Origin of the sequence: Planctobacterium marinum (assembly GCF_020687805.1) — a bacterium.
Taxonomy (GTDB): Bacteria; Pseudomonadota; Gammaproteobacteria; order Enterobacterales; family Alteromonadaceae; genus Planctobacterium; species Planctobacterium marinum.
The window spans coordinates 151,259-170,155 of the sequence record NZ_JAJEWQ010000007.1 but is presented as its reverse complement, the minus strand read 5'-3'; the positions used below and the strand labels follow the sequence as shown (position 1 = coordinate 170,155).

The 18,897-nt window shown below is 47.0% G+C and carries 15 protein-coding genes; 4 read left to right on the top strand and 11 right to left on the bottom strand.

The window, feature by feature from the left end; translation table 11 throughout:
- Positions 1–160 precede the first annotated feature (160 nt).
- Complete coding sequence (locus LJ740_RS20240) at positions 161–1,144, top strand: catalase family peroxidase (protein WP_229530946.1); 984 nt, start codon at positions 161–163, stop codon at positions 1,142–1,144.
- Between the two features lie 206 nt (positions 1,145–1,350).
- Here the strand turns inward: LJ740_RS20240 and LJ740_RS20235 are convergent, their stop codons facing one another.
- The 3 genes from LJ740_RS20235 to LJ740_RS20225 form a co-directional block, all read right to left on the bottom strand.
- On the bottom strand, positions 1,351–1,752 hold the full coding sequence (locus LJ740_RS20235; protein WP_324255642.1) for a DUF1842 domain-containing protein: 402 nt from the start codon (positions 1,750–1,752) through the stop codon (positions 1,351–1,353).
- A 524-nt stretch (positions 1,753–2,276) separates the two neighbouring features.
- Complete coding sequence (locus LJ740_RS20230) at positions 2,277–2,837, bottom strand: flavodoxin family protein (protein ID WP_229530944.1); 561 nt, start codon at positions 2,835–2,837, stop codon at positions 2,277–2,279.
- A gap of 360 nt (positions 2,838–3,197) precedes the next feature.
- A complete protein-coding gene (locus tag LJ740_RS20225; protein WP_229530943.1) occupies positions 3,198–3,752 on the bottom strand; it encodes a TetR/AcrR family transcriptional regulator in 555 nt (184 codons plus the stop codon).
- Positions 3,753–3,906: 154 nt separating this feature from the next.
- Between LJ740_RS20225 and LJ740_RS20220 the strand changes: the two genes are divergently transcribed.
- Positions 3,907–4,647: an SDR family NAD(P)-dependent oxidoreductase gene (locus LJ740_RS20220; RefSeq protein ID WP_229530942.1), complete on the top strand. Its 741-nt coding sequence runs from the start codon at positions 3,907–3,909 to the stop codon at positions 4,645–4,647.
- Between the two features lie 31 nt (positions 4,648–4,678).
- On the top strand, positions 4,679–5,857 hold the full coding sequence (locus LJ740_RS20215; protein WP_267498376.1) for an MFS transporter: 1,179 nt from the start codon (positions 4,679–4,681) through the stop codon (positions 5,855–5,857).
- Between the two features lie 12 nt (positions 5,858–5,869).
- Here the strand turns inward: LJ740_RS20215 and LJ740_RS20210 are convergent, their stop codons facing one another.
- The 7 genes from LJ740_RS20210 to LJ740_RS20180 form a co-directional block, all read right to left on the bottom strand.
- Complete coding sequence (locus tag LJ740_RS20210) at positions 5,870–6,670, bottom strand: DUF748 domain-containing protein (protein WP_456107213.1); 801 nt, start codon at positions 6,668–6,670, stop codon at positions 5,870–5,872.
- Positions 6,671–6,705: 35 nt separating this feature from the next.
- Complete coding sequence (locus LJ740_RS20205; protein ID WP_229530939.1) at positions 6,706–7,035, bottom strand: YdbL family protein; 330 nt, start codon at positions 7,033–7,035, stop codon at positions 6,706–6,708.
- Positions 7,036–7,054: 19 nt separating this feature from the next.
- Positions 7,055–7,204, bottom strand: coding sequence for a YnbE family lipoprotein (locus LJ740_RS20200; protein ID WP_229530993.1), 150 nt, complete (start codon positions 7,202–7,204; stop codon positions 7,055–7,057).
- Between the two features lie 55 nt (positions 7,205–7,259).
- Positions 7,260–9,722: an intermembrane phospholipid transport protein YdbH family protein gene (locus LJ740_RS23360; RefSeq protein ID WP_229530938.1), complete on the bottom strand. Its 2,463-nt coding sequence runs from the start codon at positions 9,720–9,722 to the stop codon at positions 7,260–7,262.
- A 173-nt stretch (positions 9,723–9,895) separates the two neighbouring features.
- Positions 9,896–10,444 carry an inorganic diphosphatase gene (gene ppa / locus LJ740_RS20190; RefSeq protein ID WP_229530937.1) on the bottom strand — a complete coding sequence of 183 codons (549 nt, stop codon included), beginning with the start codon at positions 10,442–10,444 and terminating at the stop codon, positions 9,896–9,898.
- Positions 10,445–10,613: 169 nt separating this feature from the next.
- On the bottom strand, positions 10,614–13,763 hold the full coding sequence (locus LJ740_RS20185; RefSeq protein ID WP_229530936.1) for an efflux RND transporter permease subunit: 3,150 nt from the start codon (positions 13,761–13,763) through the stop codon (positions 10,614–10,616).
- Between the two features lie 14 nt (positions 13,764–13,777).
- Positions 13,778–14,929, bottom strand: coding sequence for an efflux RND transporter periplasmic adaptor subunit (locus LJ740_RS20180; RefSeq protein ID WP_229530935.1), 1,152 nt, complete (start codon positions 14,927–14,929; stop codon positions 13,778–13,780).
- A 486-nt stretch (positions 14,930–15,415) separates the two neighbouring features.
- Here LJ740_RS20180 and LJ740_RS20175 point away from each other — a divergent pair, with 486 nt between their 5' ends.
- The gene (locus LJ740_RS20175) at positions 15,416–17,407 is read left to right on the top strand and encodes a sodium-translocating pyrophosphatase (RefSeq protein WP_229530934.1); all 1,992 of its coding nucleotides are present in this window, start codon (positions 15,416–15,418) and stop codon (positions 17,405–17,407) included.
- 278 nt (positions 17,408–17,685) lie between these two features.
- Here the strand turns inward: LJ740_RS20175 and LJ740_RS20170 are convergent, their stop codons facing one another.
- Positions 17,686–18,870, bottom strand: coding sequence for a phosphoglycerate dehydrogenase (locus LJ740_RS20170; protein ID WP_229530933.1), 1,185 nt, complete (start codon positions 18,868–18,870; stop codon positions 17,686–17,688).
- Between the last annotated feature and the right edge of the window lie 27 nt (positions 18,871–18,897).

The following is an 18,897-nucleotide window of genomic DNA, read 5'->3' as shown; positions in this document are numbered from 1 at the left end:
ATAACAATAACGACAGAAAGTCAGGGCTCCATCGGGAGCCCTTTTTCGTTCCAGCAAGACCCCCTGAAATTTATCCATCCTGTCGCCTGTCTATGATACTAATCCCATTCAGTATCGCATGGGACAGGTATCAACACGTGTAATCTGAGAGAATAAATCAATGATAAAACCGCACTTTTTCACTGCGATCCTGATAAGTATAACGTTCAGTAATTTTGCCTATGCTGATCCGCCGTCAAACATACAGGCCAATGACCTGGTGGCATTATTTGAAAAGCTGAGTGGTAAACACCCCGGTATCCGCAAAGCACATGCCACAGGAGTGTGTGCCTCAGGTCGCTTTGAACCCAACCCTCAGTCAACGTTATTTTCTGCATCACCGCTATTGTCTCAAGGTTCGCTGCCGGTAATTGCCAGGTTTTCTGTCGGTGGCGGCATCCCACAAGCCGATGAACGCAACCCCGGTACACGGGGAATGGGCGTTCAGATCATGTTACCGGATGGCGCGCGACATATGTTTACCGGGAATAACTTCCCGGTATTTGCCGGCAAAGATCCTGAAACCTTTTTCGGATTTCTGTCCACCCTGTTGCCGGATGAAAACGGACAACGGGATCCACAAAAAACGCTTGATTACATCAGGGATAATCCCAGTGTTCAGGCAAACGCGGCATGGAACAAACAGGCCAAAACGGCATATTCCTACGCCAATACCGAATTTTTTGGCCTGCATACCTTCTTTTACAACAACGCGGGCAAGGCCATAAAATTCCGCTGGCAAATTACGCCGGATCTCGGCGTGAAAACCATCGATCCGCAGCAGGCCCAACAACTCCCGGCATCATTCCTCTCTGATCGCCTGGCTAAACAACTGGCGGACAACGAAGTCAGCTATACGCTGCGTGCGGTACTGGGCCATGAAGAAGATGTAATTAATGACCCCTCAGTGCAGTGGCCAGAAGACAGAGAAAATGTCTCACTGGGCCGGATTGTGTTGCAACAATCCGGAGATGACAGCTGCACGGCCATTAACTTCGACCCCAATGTGCTGTCACAAGGGTTCAGTGCAAGTGATGATCCGGTGCTAAGAATGCGCTCAGCGGCCTATGCCATTTCATTTGGTAAACGCCTGAGCGGGCAGTAATAAGAGGCACCTGGTTAGAAACAGAAAAATTGCAACCGCGAAGCTTTTGCTCTGAAAGAGTATGCCAGATTGTCTTAGCATGAGCCATTCAGCACAACAACTCCACGCGGTTGCATCGAATCGGCATAGCTGTCTTGAAACCGCCCCTCAACGCTACGATGGGTCTCAATCACACTATGCCGAAACTCTGTATCAGCAAGCAGAATTTAATCCACCATCCTCACTTCTGATTGATAAGTGTGGTTGCCGACTTTGAATTGACCTTCACCTTTCCATGATGAATCCAGGCTAAAGCTGGCAGAAAAAGGGGCAGATGCAAAGCCAATAGCTGGCGGAGTAAAAGGTAAACTGGCTTCACCATTAACAGCCCCCACCCGGACGATATTGCCATATCCGGTGCTATGCATCGCACCTGACACTTTAGCAGTGAACGATTGTGGATGTTCAGTGCCTTCCAAAATGGTCCCCTGAGCCTGACCGTGTAACTCACCACTTGCTGCATCGACGGTTACCGCCAGTGTCATCGAACCAGAACCCACAACACCTTTTTGCGGGTTGAAACTCAATTTAAGTAAATATAAACCTGTATCCGACCAGAGCGTGCTGATCTTTGCGGTGCAATTTTGCAGCAGTCTGTGTGCAATTTATTCGCTACTTCCCTTTAGCTCACCTGCTTCGCAGGCCAGCTAAAGTTGTTCTATGCTATTCCAACGGTATTTCGTAAACAAGGCGAATGCTTGAAGGTCTGGTGGTTCTCGATAACTGCTCCTGCGTTATTCTAATCACCTACATCCATGTCGGGATAAATCAAAAGCATACAACGAGGTATAAATTACACACAGGCGCTGCCCGACGGGTTCGTCATATAAGCGCTTTACTCTTTGTCACAGCCCCTTGACTTAGCACCACTAGGCCTGTAGGACTGTTCCGCGATTAAAGCGCTTATATCTAGAACAAATTTTGTACAGCAAAGGTCAACACGCTCTCATAACTCTCCTGTATTTATTCAGTGTTTAAATCCTTCAGTGGTTTTACTGAAGCGACACAATCAATTTAATCAAACAGGCTCAGATTTGTTATTACACACAATTACAGGCTAATGGTACTTTGCAGGTTACCTGTACAGGCAATGTTATTCGCGAAATTTTTCGACATATTTAGCGACGTTTTCTGCCAGATAGGCGGCTGTTTTTAAGTCCACATTATGCACTTCTCCATCCGCAGATTGTGCCGTAACGCCAAGATGGCACCCCAGTCGGTTAACCCCCCTGGTTTGATCGTTAAATGGCGCATCCAGGCTCACCCAAAGCATGCCGTGTTGACTCGCCAGCAATTGCATGTAACCCAGCGTAGAGGCCTGATCCCCGTTATGCGCAGTACCCGAGGTGATACCGGCCGCCAACTTCCCGGCCCATTTTTGTTCTTGCCAGAAATCACTGGTGGCATCTGCAAACGCTTTGAACTGTGCCGAGACACTGCCCATATAGGTAGGCGAACCAAAGATGATAGCGTCACAATGGAACAACGCATCAAACAGCCCCTCGTTTTTAAAGCGCCCCTGAATGATTTCATTACCGTCAATTCGGTGCGCTACCACTGCAAAGTCCATCGCCTCCAGGCGCTGCTGTACCTCTGCACAGAGTTTGCCGGTAACATCGGTATTGGTAAAATAAACCAGTCCAATTTTCGCCATCTTTTTATTTGGTCCTTTTTTGTCTGTGATGATCCGCCACTCACCATACAAGAGGCCGCAAGGGAGATAAAGGGCTTGTGTTACGTTGCTTCCCTTGGTGAACAGGAGCGGTAAAGTGTTTTTAAATTTCGTAGCGTTTGAGAAGATTGCACTGATGTTGGTTCACAACAGACACATCCTTCCTGACTATTCCTGTTGTGAGAAAACAAAACCAGTTGGAATTGAAAAACAGAGCTTCTTTCCCGGGGACTCACTGAATTAAATTTGAACTCAGTGTTTCACAATTTATTTAAATCAGGGGCAGGATTGACTGCAATTAATGCATCACGTAAACACGAGGTTTAAATTAGAGCCTGTTGATCAGGTTAGCGTATTCCAGGTATTCATAGCCAATTCAGCTATTTTTAGCAGTGAATCTTTACCAGCTCCATCTCTTGCCTTTATAGACATCCCTTGTTGTATAGCTATATAATAATCAGCTATCGCTTCTACATTAGACTTCTCAGAAATTTCCCCGGACATTTTACCTTGTACCAATATATCCTTGAGCATCTGTGTTGCATTATTTCTTTTTTCACTTAACAACTGATGTATTTCTGTACTCTTTTTACCTGAGTGTATAGCGCCAAGTGTTACTAAACACCCACCGGGTTTGTGAGGCTGAGTAAAAACTTCAGCGCTCATGTTTAACATCTTTTCCGTAGCACTTCGCGCATTAGACTCAGCTTTTACTGCGCTCCAAATCAGTTGTCCTTCTGTTGCCAAATACAACTCCACAACTTCCTGAAAAAGCTGATCTTTGGAACCGAAAGCGGCATAAATACTGGGCGAGTTTAAGCCCATACTCTCAGTTAAATCAGACATTGAGGTTCGATCATAACCTTGACTCCAGAATGTCATCATTGCTTTTTTCAATATCTCATTTCTATCAAACTTCCGTGGGCGCCCTCTCTGCTTCACACAATTCTCCTCGACAAGTTAATTTTGTACTAATCATAACAAAATTATTGACTGATGAAACTCAGCAAGATAATTTATGTAACGATCATTACATAAATAGGAAAAATATATGTCTGAATTTAAAAATAAAGTCGCTTTTGTAACAGGCGGTAGTAGAGGTATGGGTGCAGCTATTTCCAGACGTCTGGCAGAGAAGGGAGCCAACGTGGTTCTCACGTATAATAGCTCAGAAAGTGAGGCATATGAGCTCCTCAGTTTCATCGAGAGTACAGGCCAGAGGGGGCTGGCAATACAAGCAGACAACGCGAATCCTGAAGAGGTAAAAAATGCAGTTGAAAAGACCGTCGCAGAATTTGGAAGGATAGACATTCTTATAAATAATGCTGGAATTTTTGATGCTAAACCTATTGAAGAATTTACATTGAATGATTTTCAAAAAACTCTTGATATCAATGTTCGTGCTGTATTTGTAGCGTCCCAATTAGCATCAACCTTTATGACGCAAGGCGGCAGAATCATTTCTATCGGTAGCAATCTGGCCAAGCGTGCACTGATGCCAGGGCTGAGTCTTTACAGTCTCAGTAAGGCAGCACTTGTTGGCTTCACAAAAGCCCTGGCCCGGGATCTCGGTTCCCGTAAAATTACAGTTAATATCATACACCCTGGCTCTACTAATACAGCTATGAACCCCGCCGATGGTGAATTCTCCGATATGCAAAGAAGTACAATGTGTATCCCTCAATACGCTGAGCCGCTGGATGTCGCGAATTTAGTTGCATGGCTTTCAAGTGATGAAGCCCAATGTATAACCGGAAGTGAAATCACTATAGATGGGGGAACAAATGCCTAATTAATCACCATCAACTTAATCTATTTCACAAATGCCTGCCCGGACTTTTGCGCTTTTTGCCTTCATAAGTTTTGTAGTTGTAACTGCGGAGTTTATGGTTATTGGGTTAATTCCCAACATAGCTAAGGATCTTCAGATTACCCTTCAACAGGCGGGAACCCTTGTGACATGGTTCGCATTGTCCGCCGCACTACTGGGCCCTATAGTAACTTTGCTCTCTGGAAAGGTTAATTCCCGTAAATTTGCGCTATTGGCTATGTCGTCATTTGCAATTGGAAACCTGTTCCTTGCACTTTTCCCTTCTTATTCGCTGGCAGTAATAGTTCGGGTAGTACAAGGAAGTTTACTGCCGTCGATATTAAGCATTTTATCACTAGCCGCAGTTAAGCAAGTCAGCCATCAAATGGAGGGGTGGGCCATATCCCGTGTGAATCTCGGAGTTGCACTTGCCACTGTATTAGGTATACCGATGGGGACAATAATCGCTGCGGCAAGTGACTGGAAAATCAGTGTACTGGTGTTATCTGCTTTAAGTTTCATAGCGATTATTGCCATTATCTTTGGGTTTCCGTCGTTTCAAGACAAAAAGGGAGGCATTAGGCCTTTAGCGCAATTATCGTTGTTATTGCGTTTCAGATTCCTGGCTCACCTGATCTTATCCGCTTTGTTGTTCACTGGTATGTTTTCCGGATACACGTACATCGCTCCTTTACTGTCTTCCGTTGCTGATTTTAGTGAGATAGCCATAGGATGGAGCCTGATAGGCTTTGGCATTGCGGGAATTGGGGGAAACTTTGTCGCTGGGCGTTTTTCAGCCTCAAATAACTTGTCTTCTACAATTTATGTTTCCATCGTTCTTGTTTTTTCGATGGTAATGGTTGTACCAATAAGCAGGCACTTTCCGTTGTTGTTATGTGTTTTACTGCCCCTATGGGGAGCTTCTCATATGGCAGCTTTCGTCGTAACTCAAGTACGAGTAATGAAGGCAGCGCAAGGCTACAAAGGTTTTGCGGTTTCCTTAAATTTATCTGTATGCAATTTAGGTATTGCATCTGGTTCTTACATTGGCGGAGTAGCCGAAGCTAAATTGGGGATAGTTAACGTTGGTTACATTAGTACTTTTTTTATCATATTAGTTCTGGCAGCATCAATAGCGGCTTTATGTGCAGGGGCCCTGTCCGGACCCCATGCAAAATTAAATCAACGTTAAAGATGGTTGCCGTTAGTTGTCAAACAGGCTTTTTAGTTTTTCTTTGGCCTTTTCTTCCAGCTTGGCTTTTTCTTCGTCCAGTTTTTCCTGAAGTTTGGCTTCGGCCTGATCTTTTATCAGCGCTTTGACCTTGTTTTTGCCTTCTTTAATCAGATTGTCCAGCATCGAATCGACAATCGCAGCGCCCAGTTGATCAGCCGGTATGCCATTGGGTACGCCGATGGCATCAGCCTGGAATGTGGGTAAGGTCAGTTCAAACTGGCGTTGTTGTAGTGGAATCTCCCCTAAGTCCATGGCAGCAATATCAAGCGTAAATTTAACGTCTTTTACAGTGATTTTCTTTACGCTCATCAAAGGATTAATGGCATCACCAGATTGTGCTTCCGGTTCAGGCGCTGACTGAGGCAATGAGGCCTGAATGTTGTCTTTTAGCACGACCAGATTAGCTTTACCTTGCTGATTCACTTCATACACAACTTCCGGGCTATCAATCAGAATTTCGTCGATAACGTAGGGCTCCTGAGTAGACGTTCCCAGATCCACTTTAACGGTATGTAAACCAAAGGCATTCGCCTGCGAATAGCCTTGCGGATTGGCGATACTAAGCCCACTAATTGTGACTTTGGCATCAGACAACACGGTTTCCACCTGATTAACGGTAACGTTGGTTTTGGTTACTGTTGTACCTTGTTTTTCCAGTTGCTCCTTGATGAACCCATCCAGTCCCGACAGCCCCATGTAAATAAAGCCGCCCACGGCCACGAAAATAACAAGCAATGCAATTAGCAGTTTTTTCATTTTTTCCTTCCTGATTAAGATGAAATTAGTTCACAATTTTAGCGCTTATGTTAGGGCTTCTTAACCCACTCGCCCTGCATATTTTGAAGGTAGTGACCCGACTGAGTTTTTTCTGCCGCTTTTTCCGCAGCCAGCTTAGCCACCACGTCAACACTGACTCCGTTTTTGCTGGCCAGTTGTTGGTACACCTGTTTGCGTTTGGCATTTACGTCTGCAATCAGCGATTGCGCTGCTTTGTTGTTGACCACCAGTCCCAGATAACCGTCCAGTTGCTCGCCCACCAATCCATCGGCTTTCGCCTGGTCCAGAGTTACAGCAAACGCCATCGCGTTGATGGATAACAGGAACAAAAATAAGACAGGTTTAAGTAATGTTTTCATGTTGTGTCCCTATGTTTGGTTAAAACAATTCACTGTCTTCACTGAAGACATTGTCTAATTCTTTATCCAGCTTCACCCGGATCTCGTGCTCAATTTTAACATTGAGATTGATGGTAATGGGCTCTTTTGCGGCCACCTCAACCCGGTGGCTACAACCGCCCAGCAACATGGCCAGTAGGGTGAGCCCGGTCAGCGATATAAATTTCATTTGACTACCTCATTGTTTAAAACCGTTGTTCAATGGCTTTTGAAATATCCTTACCCGCTCTCAGCGCTTTAAGTCCAGTATACAGATTAGTACTGAAAGTCGGATTAAAATTAATGGGTTGCTGTTGCTCAGGATTTACCCCTTTAATATTTACCGCCAGTTCCAGCCAACCATCCGTTTGCAAACTCATCGTAGTCTGCAACTGTGAATATTGCAGATTTTCCAGTAACCCCAATGCTGCAGCCAGGCTCTGCTGACTGTGCTTTAAATTAATAAATGCGGGATTGTCTTTTATCTGGATCACGCCATTCTCCACTGCATTGAGTTTAGCTTGGCGCACACTAACAGAACCTTCGCTGAATATAACCGGTATGGCGCCGCTTAACGCGCCGGTTACCTCTAAACCAGGCTGTTCGAATAATGTCACTAGTTCAGGAACCGACAGTCGTTCTACAGCAAGGCTCAGTTGATTTTCAGAGTTGAGTGGATAAAAAGGCGTTGTAAAACCGACATTGCCGCCCAGCAAGCTTGCCGAAAAAGACTCAATCACCGGGTTTGTAAGCCCATCGGGAGTTTGCGTATCAGGGCTTAGTCGATAACTCAGTGCGATATCATCAAGGTTTACCCCGGCAAAAAAGCGTTCAACTTGCAGGTTTTGCATGTCGCTGATGAGTTTACCATCCGGGGAAAGCACACCTTTAAACTGGGTTTGTGCGTTGCTCAGCAGATAGTTGTCGTAACTGGCGGAGAATTCGTTAAGTACCATTTGAATACCGACAGGAGACAACCTGCCATTGAGTAAGTGAGCATTCACCTCGGCCGAAACCATGCCACCTTGTATCTTTAGTTTATCAGGAATACCTGCGATGAGCTTGAGCCAGGGATGTAATGGCGAAGGCCGTAGCTCATAGTGCAAGGATAAATTCTGTAAGTCACCCCTTGTGCTCAGTGCCGATCGCAGCTTGTCATTCAGTTGAATCCGATTTTCAGACACCAGGCTGTCCGGACTCAGCTGATAATCCCCCGAAAGCGACAGTTGTCTGATGCTCAGTGAATACTCGTCGGCCACACTGGCTTTAATAGTGTCGATACTTGCGTGATATTGCCCGTCTACCTGCCATTTTTCTGCCTGTAAGCTAATGTCAGAGTACCCTGACACCTGTAAAGCTCCGGCCTGAAGTGGCAAATCAACAGCGATCATTTTGGCCCAGTCGGAGCTGATTACCTGCCATTGAGACAGTTTCACCTGTTGTCTGGCGGGCGATAAGTCCAGGCTGCCAGCCAGGATAAATTGCACAGGCAGCTGTTGCGCGTTTTTTTGCAACACAAGATTACCTTCTACGCTCACCTGTCCGTTAAGGGTTTGCTGCTGCAAATTTGCGTTTATTGATTGCAACTGAGCCTGCCAGCCACCACTGTGCAACAGCACAGGGGCTGAAACCTGTATTTCCGCAAGCCCGGCAATAAAAATTGTCTCAGGTAGTGTAACTTGTACAAACTCTGACACTGGATTTTGTAATTGCCAGTCCTGCCACCTCAACGACTCAACAGGTGCTGTGCTCCATTGAGCCAGGCCACCCACTATCAGTGGCTGTTGAGTTATGCCACTCAACTGCCAATTCTGATTGTTTTTATCTATGCTGAAACCCACGTCTCCCTGCAATGAAAGTGGTTTGCCCTCATTTTCCGCTAGCGCGAAAGTTGCACTAAGACTTCGAATCTCATTGTGCGCGGAGAGTTGCTCAAGATTAGTCGGGTCCAGCTTAATGTTACCTGTCCAGATGCCTGACAGAGATTTAACCGGACTCAGATGGCTATTTAGTACCGGCAGCGGTAGTCCTTCTGCCATAGTAAATAGCTCAGCCAGTGAAAGCTGCCATGCAAGCGCCACGTCACTGGATTTATGCTGGGTTAGCTGCAACCAATCAGATGCCTGTATCAGGTTCGTAAACCGAATATGATTGTTATCCGCGTCAGAACGGGTACTGATTTGCCATGAAAATAATGAGGAGTTGCTGCCAGATGATTGGTTCGTTTCGCCTGTGAATTGCAACTGAAATTGCGAAACATTTATATTGGGCAACCGCAACCAGGGGATCACTCCTTCTACAGCACTGGCGGAATTTGACTCTGACTGGGTATACAGCTTATCTGTGGGCACCTGCAGTAAAAGTTGTTTTACCTGTATTTTTTGCAAGGTCTCATGTGCAGGGTTGCCGGACAGCAATGCCGTGACAGAAAACCCCACCTGCGCATCGTGCACTTCCATGGTGATGCCCTGATATTGCAGACACAGGTGTTTAATGTATAGCTGCTTGACGGACTTTAACTGCCAGTCAAGGCATTGCAGTTCAGCATCGAATTGTTTTACGCTGGCAGCTAACTGCTGATGTATAACACCGGGTAAGTAAAAATAACCAGCCACTAACACCAGTAGCAGGGTAATAAAAACCGCCTTGATCCCGGTAGCCTTATTCACCGTTGAGCAACCTCTCCCTGACGCAATGCAATTGTGTACAGCTTAGCCTATCCTCAATGAGTTTAATATGAATGTCCGAAGCCTGTTGATATTTTTCTTAAAAACCCGTTACCTAAATAAAAAAAACGCCGCTTCAAAAAGCGGCGTCATTTTAAAAAGCGAAATAGCGCAGCTTAGAATGCTGGCTTGTCTTCTGCTTCGTTGTAGCGTTTAACGCTATCTGTGATTTCTTTTTTCGCGGCAGCGGCGTCAGCCCAACCTTCGATTTTTACCCATTTGTTTGGCTCTAAATCTTTGTAATGCGCGAAAAAGTGTTCAATTTGCTTCAGCAACGGCTCTGAGACTTGTGTGTATTCAGTGATCCCACGATATAAGGTAGACAGCTTGTCTTTAGGTACTGCCAACACCTTAGCATCTTCACCAGACTCGTCAGTCATGTTTAGTACGCCAACCGGGCGACAGGTGATTACCGAACCCGCCAACAGAGGGAAAGGCGTGATCACCAATACGTCTACCGGATCACCGTCGTCAGATAAGGTGTGCGGCACATAACCGTAGTTAGTGGGGTAATGCATTGGTGTTGCCATAAAACGGTCAACGAAAATTGCACCAGACTCTTTGTCTACTTCGTATTTAACCGGATCTGAATGGGCCGGGATTTCGATAATAACATTGACTTCGTCCGGCAGATTCTTGCCAGCAGGTACGGCGTTTAAGCTCATGAAAGTTTCCTGAAGTTGATAGTTTAAAAGTTATCGGGGAATTATAGGGGCAAACCAGCCTGATTCAATGTTTGACTTAGAACCAGGCAATATTTTTTAGAGCATTACAAACAAAAATGGTGCCAGTTGGCACCATTTTTAGTTTCCTTTCATCTGTTACAGAGCCTTATCAGCCCTGTTGACCAGAACTCACTAAACGTTCTTTCGCTTTGATAAAGGGCATTTTGATAAACCCAAACAGTTTGCCAAACAGCCATTTAATGTCTTCCAACATCATGTACATGCTGGGCACCAACAATAGTGTCACCAGTGTGGCGTATAGCACTGCAAAGCCCAACGCGATAGCCATGGGTATAACAAACTTTGCCTGCAGGCTGGTTTCGAACATCAAAGGCAAAACCCCCACGAAAGTCGTAATGGATGTCAGGGTAATGGCACGGAAACGCGCACAGCCCGCTTCAATCACTGCTTCGCGGATTGAGTAACCTTCGCGACGATGGGAGTTCACATAGTCTGTCATTACCAGACTATCGTTGATCACTACCCCGGCAGCAGCGATCAAGCCGAAGGTGGACATCATGCTGATATCGAGGCCAAAAAAGAAGTGCCCCCATATTGCCCCCGTTAAACTGAACGGGATAACCGACATTATAATAAACGGTTGCGCATAACTCTTCAGAGGCACCGCTAACAGGATGTATACCATCAACAAGCCGGCGATAAAGAACATCATTTGCTCATTTTGCTGATCCTGGGTTTCCTTAATGGAACCGCCCAATTCAGTTTTTACCGAGGGATACATCTCTTTTAATGCCGGAAGCAGTTTTTCTGTGATGGTTTTGGTGACTTCGCCCGGTTCAACTAGCTGTTCGTCAATCGCGCCAAACACATAGACACTGCGATAACCACCTTCACGACGAATATAACTGATACCAGGCTCTTCTTTTAAGCGCACCACATCACCAAGCATCACGTCTTCGCCCGAAGGTGTAGTGATAACCGTGTACTTAAGCTCTGCGAATCGCTCACGAGTCAGTCGGGGGTAACGCACCATGACTTTGACTTCTTCACCATCACGGATCACCCGCTGTGCTTCACCACCGTAGAAGCTGTTGCCCACCTGACGGGCAATATTGGCCAAATCCAAGCCCAGATCATTCGCCACGGGCAGTAATTCCATCTGGATTTCTTTACTGGCGGGGTCAATGGTGGAGCTGACATCAAATAACCCGTCTTCATCCTGCAACATGGCGATGAACTGTCGACCCGCCGCATTTAGGGTTTTGATATCACTGCCAAACAGCAGATAGCCAAACTCGTCGGATTCACCGCCTGTGACGTTGTCCTGAATATGGAATGATTTCATACCCGGGATGTCAGGAATCGCATGACGCCAACGTCGGGACAATTCAAACGCATCAAATGGACGCAATTCCTCTTCCACCAGGGGCACGACAATCCGCCCGGTAGTGCGGCTGTTGTTAAAGGCCAGCAGATCTTTAATCATCTTTTGACCAAACTCCTGCTCGATTTGTTCGTCGACACGATACAAGGCGTCTTCAACCACTTTCAGTGCCTGAATGGTTGCTTTGTCCGACACAGTTTCGTTCATTTCAATACTGATGGCCGGAAAATCATGAGGCACTGCGGGTCTTGGTACCATACGCACATGATTCGCCTGTATTAACCCCATGGCTAACATTAACAAAGCAATAAAGGCCATAAACACTGTCCAGCGCCATTCGGTACAGAGGGTAACAAAACGCTTGTAAGGTCCGTTTACAAAGGCGAAGAAGCGCTTATTAAAACGGGCGCGCCAGGACCCCGGACGAGAGGGCTTAAACTTGGTGTGGGCAATATGCGCCGGCAAAATCAGTTTGGATTCAATCAGGCTGAAGATTAAGCACAGAGTAACCACACTGGCAATGGTTTTGAAAAATACCCCATCAGGACCGCTGGAGAACAAAAATGGCGCGAATACCGCAATGGTGGTCAGGACACCAAATGTCGCGGGTGTTGCCACGCGTTGAGCACCACGCACCACGTTGTCTATGCCACCGCCTTTATTCTCTATTTCCGTGTAGGCGGCTTCCCCGATGACTATGGCATCATCTACCACAATCCCCAACACCATGATAAAGGCAAACAAAGATAAGATATTGATACTGACACCCATCACCGGCATCAGCAATACTGCGCCGAGAAAACACACAGGTAACCCCACCATCACCCATTTCGCCAGGCCGAATCGCAGGAAAATGGTAAGCATGATGGCCACCAGCACAGAACCCTGTGCCAGGTTTTTCAGCATCATATCCAGTCGGGCATTTAAGTAGTAGGTCATATCCACCAGAATTTTCAGCTCAAGCCCCGGAGGCAGCGTAGTATTCCGCTCGGCGATATAGTCTTTTACTGACTTGGCGACCGGGATCATGTTTTGGTCTTTAGTCGCATTTACCGACAGATAAATGGCATTTTCCCCGGAATAGCTGAAATAATTTTCGCCTTCAGTAAAGCCATCATTAATCGTGGCCACGTCCTGCAGCAATACTCTGGCGCCATTGCTACCCAGCTTTACCGGAATTTGGCGGAACTCTTCACCCGAATAAAATTGATTCTCCACCCGCACTGAAACAATACCACTTTCAGTTCGCAACTGCCCGGCAGAAATATTGGCTGAATAATTGCGAATGGCATTGCTGACATCATTGATGGTTAAATCGTATTTGCGCAACTGGTCCGGATCTATTTCGATGGCAATCTCGTCTTCCGGGTCCCCCAGGTTCACCAACGACACGTTGCTTAATTGCAACAGTTCGTCTTCGATTTGCTTGGCCAGCGGCTTTAATGACTCCAGGGGCACATCACCCACCAGCGACAACTCAATCACCTGTTGCTGAAATTCTCGTTGTGAGACATTCACCGGCTCCATATCAGCGGGAAAGGTAGCAATAGAATCAACTTTGTTTTTGACCTTATCCAGAACATCGGTCAGCTCAACATCGGTTTTAATTTCCAATGCCACACTGCCGGAACCGCGGTTGGCGCGGGATATGGTCTTCTTGATTTCGGTGATCTCTTTGATGGACTCTTCAATCTTGATCAGGATACTTTCTTCGATTTCCTGTGGAGACGCTCCCGGATAAACGGCAGTTACATCGATATAGTTAATTTCGATATTCGGAAACATCTGCCGCTGAATGGTAAAATAGCTCACTATCCCCATCAATAAGATGAAGAACATCAGCAGGTTTGCCGCCACCGAATTATTGGCAAACCAGGCAATAATGCCGGTAGGTTTTTCTGTTTCGCTAGTCATTTGCTGCTCCGGCATTACAGGGTTGCAGTGGAATCGTTCGCGGCACTAATCAGCTTCACTTCCATGCCTTTTTGCGGGTACTCTGGCAATGTTGTAACCAGTCGATCATTGTTGTTTAAGCCTTCACTCACCAGATAAAATTCGCCTTCTTCCCGCAATACGGCCACCGTACGAGGTTCCAGCTTTTGCTCGTTATCCACCACCCATACCGTTTGGTTGGTGACCAGTTCCTGAGGCAGGCGATAAACGTTTTCCAGGGTTTTACCGACAAAATTCACTTCCGCAAAACTACCGAACTTTAACTTAGGTAAGTTGGTTGTCAGACCATAAGGGTCGGCAATCCGCACTACCACCTGGCCCATACGGGTAGCGGTATCTACTACGCCTAAATCGCGAGAGATAACACCGTCACGTTGCACGGTTTTAATGCCTTTGCTCACCACATTGGCTTTTAACCCGGCCACTTCTTCAGGCAAAAATGCGGTATCGAATCCGGCAATGGGTAAGGTGATTTCGGCAAATTCGATATTGTATAACTGAGCCACCTGAGCGCCTTGCGCCACAAACTGACCGACACCTAAACTACGCGACACCACCAGCGCATCATAAGGCGCGGTGACTTCACAATTAGCTAAATCACGCTGGGCAATTTTCAATTGCGCTTCGGCGGATTTTACATTGGCTTCCGCAGTTAAAAGTTGTGGTTTACGCAGATACAAATCGGTGACTCTGGCGGCAGGAATGGCTTTGGCTTCTTCCTTCGCAGCATCGGCTCTGGCTTTTTCTTCAATCAGTGCCGCTTTGGCCTGCGATAAGGTGGCTTGCGCGCTGTAAAGTGCAGCCTCATAAGTGTCTTTTTCAATACTAAACATGACTTCGCCACGTTTGATCAGGCCACCCGGTACAAAGTTGGCGTGCCAGCTGATGACTTCGCCTGACACCTGCGCCGACAAATTGGTGGATTCCAGCGGTTCCACTTCACCATAAGCCGTGATCACCACCTGATAATCTTCGGCGGATATAGCTTCAACACTGACTTTAGGCCGAGTATCTATGGCGTCTTCCTCTTCCGCCTTCTGTGCCGTTGCTTTAATCGCCGTCATGCCGGCAATCCCAAAAATTAACACTCCAAAGGGTAAAAGCCCTTTTAACCACTTTTTATTCATAACCAAATAACCCTGTTTAATCTATGGTTATAATACCAATAAGATACGTCAGGCGTCCTTCAAGATTTGTAAATAACTATGAGGATCCTGACACATTCTTTACTAATCACAGCGCCTGGCATTACGCCTCGCTCAACACTGCATTGTTGTACTTTATTCTGACAGTATTCTTGCCAATGTGCATGTGACAAAAGTCATTTGTTGCACTTATCCCGCAATCCACAGCAACGAAAACCACTAAGATCAGTTTTGCGCTGTAAAAACTGGCAGCGAGTCCCCTATGTTCTACCATTAATCTGAAAGTGGTGAAATTTTCAGCCACAAATCTTTACATTTAATTAACATTCTCACACACTGGGATTTCTTGTAGGAAATTTAAACAATAAGCGGGACGCATTGAGAACAAAATACTCATGCGCTTGGTATGGCAACCCGAATTCAGGATGAGCAGTATCGGGCGTCAAATAACAACAAGAAGGAAAGCACATGGCAGAATTAACATATCTACCACCAATTATGGGCGCGGTCGGTCTGCTCTTCGCGCTGGTCATTTATATTCTTATCAAAAAACATCCGGTCACCAATGAGGCCATCGCCAAAATAGCCGATGCCATTCACTTAGGTGCCATGGTGTTTATGCATCGTGAATACAAGATGCTGTTCATCTTTGCCCTTGTGGTCATGATAGCGGTATATTTCTCCCTCGGCACCAACACTACGTTAGCTTTTGCAGTAGGTGCCGGGTGTTCTGCTTTGGCGGGTTACATCGGTATGTTTACCGCCACTAAAGCCAATGTCCGTACTACCCAGGCTGCGCATGACAGTGGTCCGGCACAGGCGTTATCCATCGCCTTTATGGGTGGTTCGATTATGGGACTCTGTGTTGCATCCATGGGCTTATTGGGCCTTGGCTTTTTATACCTGTATTTTGGCGGTGATCCCGAGTCCGCTCACGCTATACATGGCTTTGGTATGGGGGCTTCTATTGTTGCCCTGTTCTCCCGTGTCGGTGGCGGTATCTTCACCAAAAGTGCCGATGTGGGTGCTGATTTAGTAGGTAAGGTAGAAGCCGGTATTCCAGAAGATGATCCCCGAAACCCCGGTGTTATCGCTGATAACGTGGGTGACAACGTAGGCGATGTGGCCGGCATGGGTTCTGATATCTTTGAATCCTATTGCGGCTCTATGATTGCCACTATTGCCATCGCTTCCACCATGACAGCGGGCCTGCTAGGTAGTCGCGAATCCTTAATGTTTTTGCCGTTGGCGCTGGCATCCACCGGTTTAATCTGCTCCATTTTGGGCATTTTATTGGTTAAAGCCATGTCTGCCAGTAAACCTGATGTGGCCCTAAGAGCGGGCACCATGTCAGCCGCCCTGATATTTATCGCCGCCGCCTGGTTTGTGATTTCAGAGGCCGGTATCAGCAGCAATGTTTGGTGGTCTGTAATTACTGGCGCCGTTGGCGGCATTATTATCGGCCTGGTAACCGAGTATTACACCGCATCATCACCGGTACGCAAAATCGCTAAATCCGGAGAAACCGGCTCGGCTACTGTCATGATCACCGGCTTATCTGTAGGTATGCAATCTGTGGTGATTCCGGTACTGACCATCTGCGTCATCATTTATATCTCTACCACCTTGTCAGGTTTATACGGTGTAGGCATCGCGGCTGTGGGTATGTTAGCCACAGTCGGGATAACAATGGCCATTGATGCCTATGGGCCAGTAGCAGATAACGCCGGCGGCATTGCTGAAATGGGTGGTCTGGGAGAAGAAACCCGTAAAATCACCGATTCTCTGGACGAACTGGGTAACACCACTGCCGCCATTGGTAAGGGCTTTGCCATTGGCGCCGCAGCATTAGCCGCACTGGCCATTATCGCAGCCTTTGTAGAAACCCTGTCTCTTAAAGGCGAGTTTGTATTGCATTTAGGGGAACCAATGGTTCTTGTTGGTCTGTTTATCGGGGGAATTTTACCCTTCCTGATCGCCTCCATTACCATGACAGCAGTAGGTGATGCGGCTTTTGACATGATCCAGGAAATTCGACGCCAGTTTAAAGAAATTCCCGGCCTGATGGAGGGTAAAGCCGAACCAGACACGGGCCGCTGTGTGGATATCGCCACCAAAGCTGCGCTACAAAAAATGATATTACCCGGTGTAATCGCTGTGGCAGTGCCACCACTTGTCGGTTTTGGGCTAGGCGCTCACGCCCTGGGCGGCATGTTAGGTGGCGCATTGTTGGGCTGTGTGTTACTGGCGCTGATGATGGCAAATGCGGGTGGTGCCTGGGATAATGCCAAAAAATACGTTGAAAAAGGTAACTATGGTGGCAAAGGTTCCGAAGTGCACGCAGCCACTGTGGTGGGTGACACCGTCGGTGATCCCTTTAAGGATACCTCCGGACCGTCCATGAACATACTGATCAACGTGATGGCCATTGTCAGTCTGGTAATCGCCCCGCTGTTGTAACAGTCAACGTCATTTCACCTTCAAAAAACTGTACTTCGGTACAGTTTTTTTGTTTGTGTTTTGCTTTCAGGCTGGCTTGCTCTTGCGCAGATCAGTGCAATATCGTGGCTTTCGGTATCCAGGACAGCGCCTTACTGATGGCAATTTGCGTGGCGGCGCACCTGGGATTCTGTGCTGCTGAGCGATTTAGGTGCTCCCCGCAAAAAAGCGGATAACATGAATCGAAAATGGGCGGGTAAACTCGCCCAATTTCAGGTGCAACCAATCAATCGTTCTGTTCAATTCCCCGGCAATACCCGTACACTAACCACATGTTCTACCGCCTGAATGGCCGAAACGACGGCGTCACTGGGCGTATCTTCCACATCGATGATGTTATAGGCCAGCTCACCCCGGCTTTTGTTTACCATGTCGGCAACATTGACTTCATGGTCTGCCAGCACGCTTAATACATGGCCTAAAACCCCGGAAACATTGCTGTTCGCAAAGGTAATGCGTACCGTGCCTGGGTCCCGCTCCATCGCTATTACCGGGAAATTAACCGAGTTTTTGATATTGCCGTTTTCCAGAAAATCAATCAGTTGATTGGCGGCCATAACGGCACAATTTTCTTCAGCTTCTTTGGTGCTGGCACCGATGTGCGGCATCGCCAGGACGTCATTGCGTCCCAGCAAACATGGCTCAGGAAAGTCACAAATGTATTGCGATAAGCCCCGTTCACTATCCAGGCTGGCAACAATGGCATGCGCATCTACAATGGCGTCACGGGCAAAGTTGAGCAATACCGCACCGGGTTTAACGTATGACAGGGTATCAGCGTTGAGCATATGATGTGTGGCCGGAATGGCCGGTACATGCAAACTGATGTAGTCAGACTTACTCAGCAGACTTTGCATGTTTTCCATGCGCTGCACCTGATTGGGTAGACGCCAGGCCGCTTCCACGGAAAGCGCGGGGTCGAATCCCAATACTTCCATACCCAGGGCCAGTGCGGTTTCCGCCACCATAGAGCCGATGGCACCTAAGCCAATAACCCCCAGTTTTTTACCGTAAAGTTCGTTTCCGGCGAAATTCTTTTTTTCCTGCTCCAGCAAGGCACTCATTTCCCCGGCATCATGAATGTGGGTCAGAGTTTGTACGTAGTTCATACCACCAGAAATCCCTCTGGAGCCCAACAGTAACGCACACATAACCAGCTCTTTTACGGCGTTGGCATTGGCTCCTGGCGTATTGAAGACAACAATGCCCTGCTCGTTACATTGCTGTACCGGCACATTGTTTACTCCGGCCCCCGCGCGGGCGATGGCCTTAAGCGTGCCGGGCAGCGCTTCGTCATGCAATTTATGGGAGCGCAATAACATAGCATCAGGATGCGCAATATCACTGCCCACTTCGTATTTTTCTCTGGAAAACCGCTCCAGGCCATTGACTGAAATACGATTATACGTTCGGATTTTAAACATGATATTGCCTCCTGATATCGATTATTG

What these genes read in the sequence shown, in the direction of transcription:
- LJ740_RS20240 (WP_229530946.1), top strand. Translation starts at nt 161, where the DNA reads ATGATAAAACCGCACTTTTTCACTGCGATCCTGATAAGTATAACGTTC.
- LJ740_RS20230 (WP_229530944.1), bottom strand. Translation starts at nt 2,837, where the DNA reads ATGGCGAAAATTGGACTGGTTTATTTTACCAATACCGATGTTACCGGC.
- LJ740_RS20220 (WP_229530942.1), top strand. Translation starts at nt 3,907, where the DNA reads ATGTCTGAATTTAAAAATAAAGTCGCTTTTGTAACAGGCGGTAGTAGA.
- LJ740_RS20215 (WP_267498376.1), top strand. Translation starts at nt 4,679, where the DNA reads ATGCCTGCCCGGACTTTTGCGCTTTTTGCCTTCATAAGTTTTGTAGTT.
- LJ740_RS20205 (WP_229530939.1), bottom strand. Translation starts at nt 7,035, where the DNA reads ATGAAAACATTACTTAAACCTGTCTTATTTTTGTTCCTGTTATCCATC.
- LJ740_RS20200 (WP_229530993.1), bottom strand. Translation starts at nt 7,204, where the DNA reads ATGTTGCTGGGCGGTTGTAGCCACCGGGTTGAGGTGGCCGCAAAAGAG.
- ppa (WP_229530937.1), bottom strand. Translation starts at nt 10,444, where the DNA reads ATGAGCTTAAACGCCGTACCTGCTGGCAAGAATCTGCCGGACGAAGTC.
- LJ740_RS20185 (WP_229530936.1), bottom strand. Translation starts at nt 13,763, where the DNA reads ATGACTAGCGAAACAGAAAAACCTACCGGCATTATTGCCTGGTTTGCC.
- LJ740_RS20180 (WP_229530935.1), bottom strand. Translation starts at nt 14,929, where the DNA reads ATGAATAAAAAGTGGTTAAAAGGGCTTTTACCCTTTGGAGTGTTAATT.
- LJ740_RS20175 (WP_229530934.1), top strand. Translation starts at nt 15,416, where the DNA reads ATGGCAGAATTAACATATCTACCACCAATTATGGGCGCGGTCGGTCTG.
- LJ740_RS20170 (WP_229530933.1), bottom strand. Translation starts at nt 18,870, where the DNA reads ATGTTTAAAATCCGAACGTATAATCGTATTTCAGTCAATGGCCTGGAG.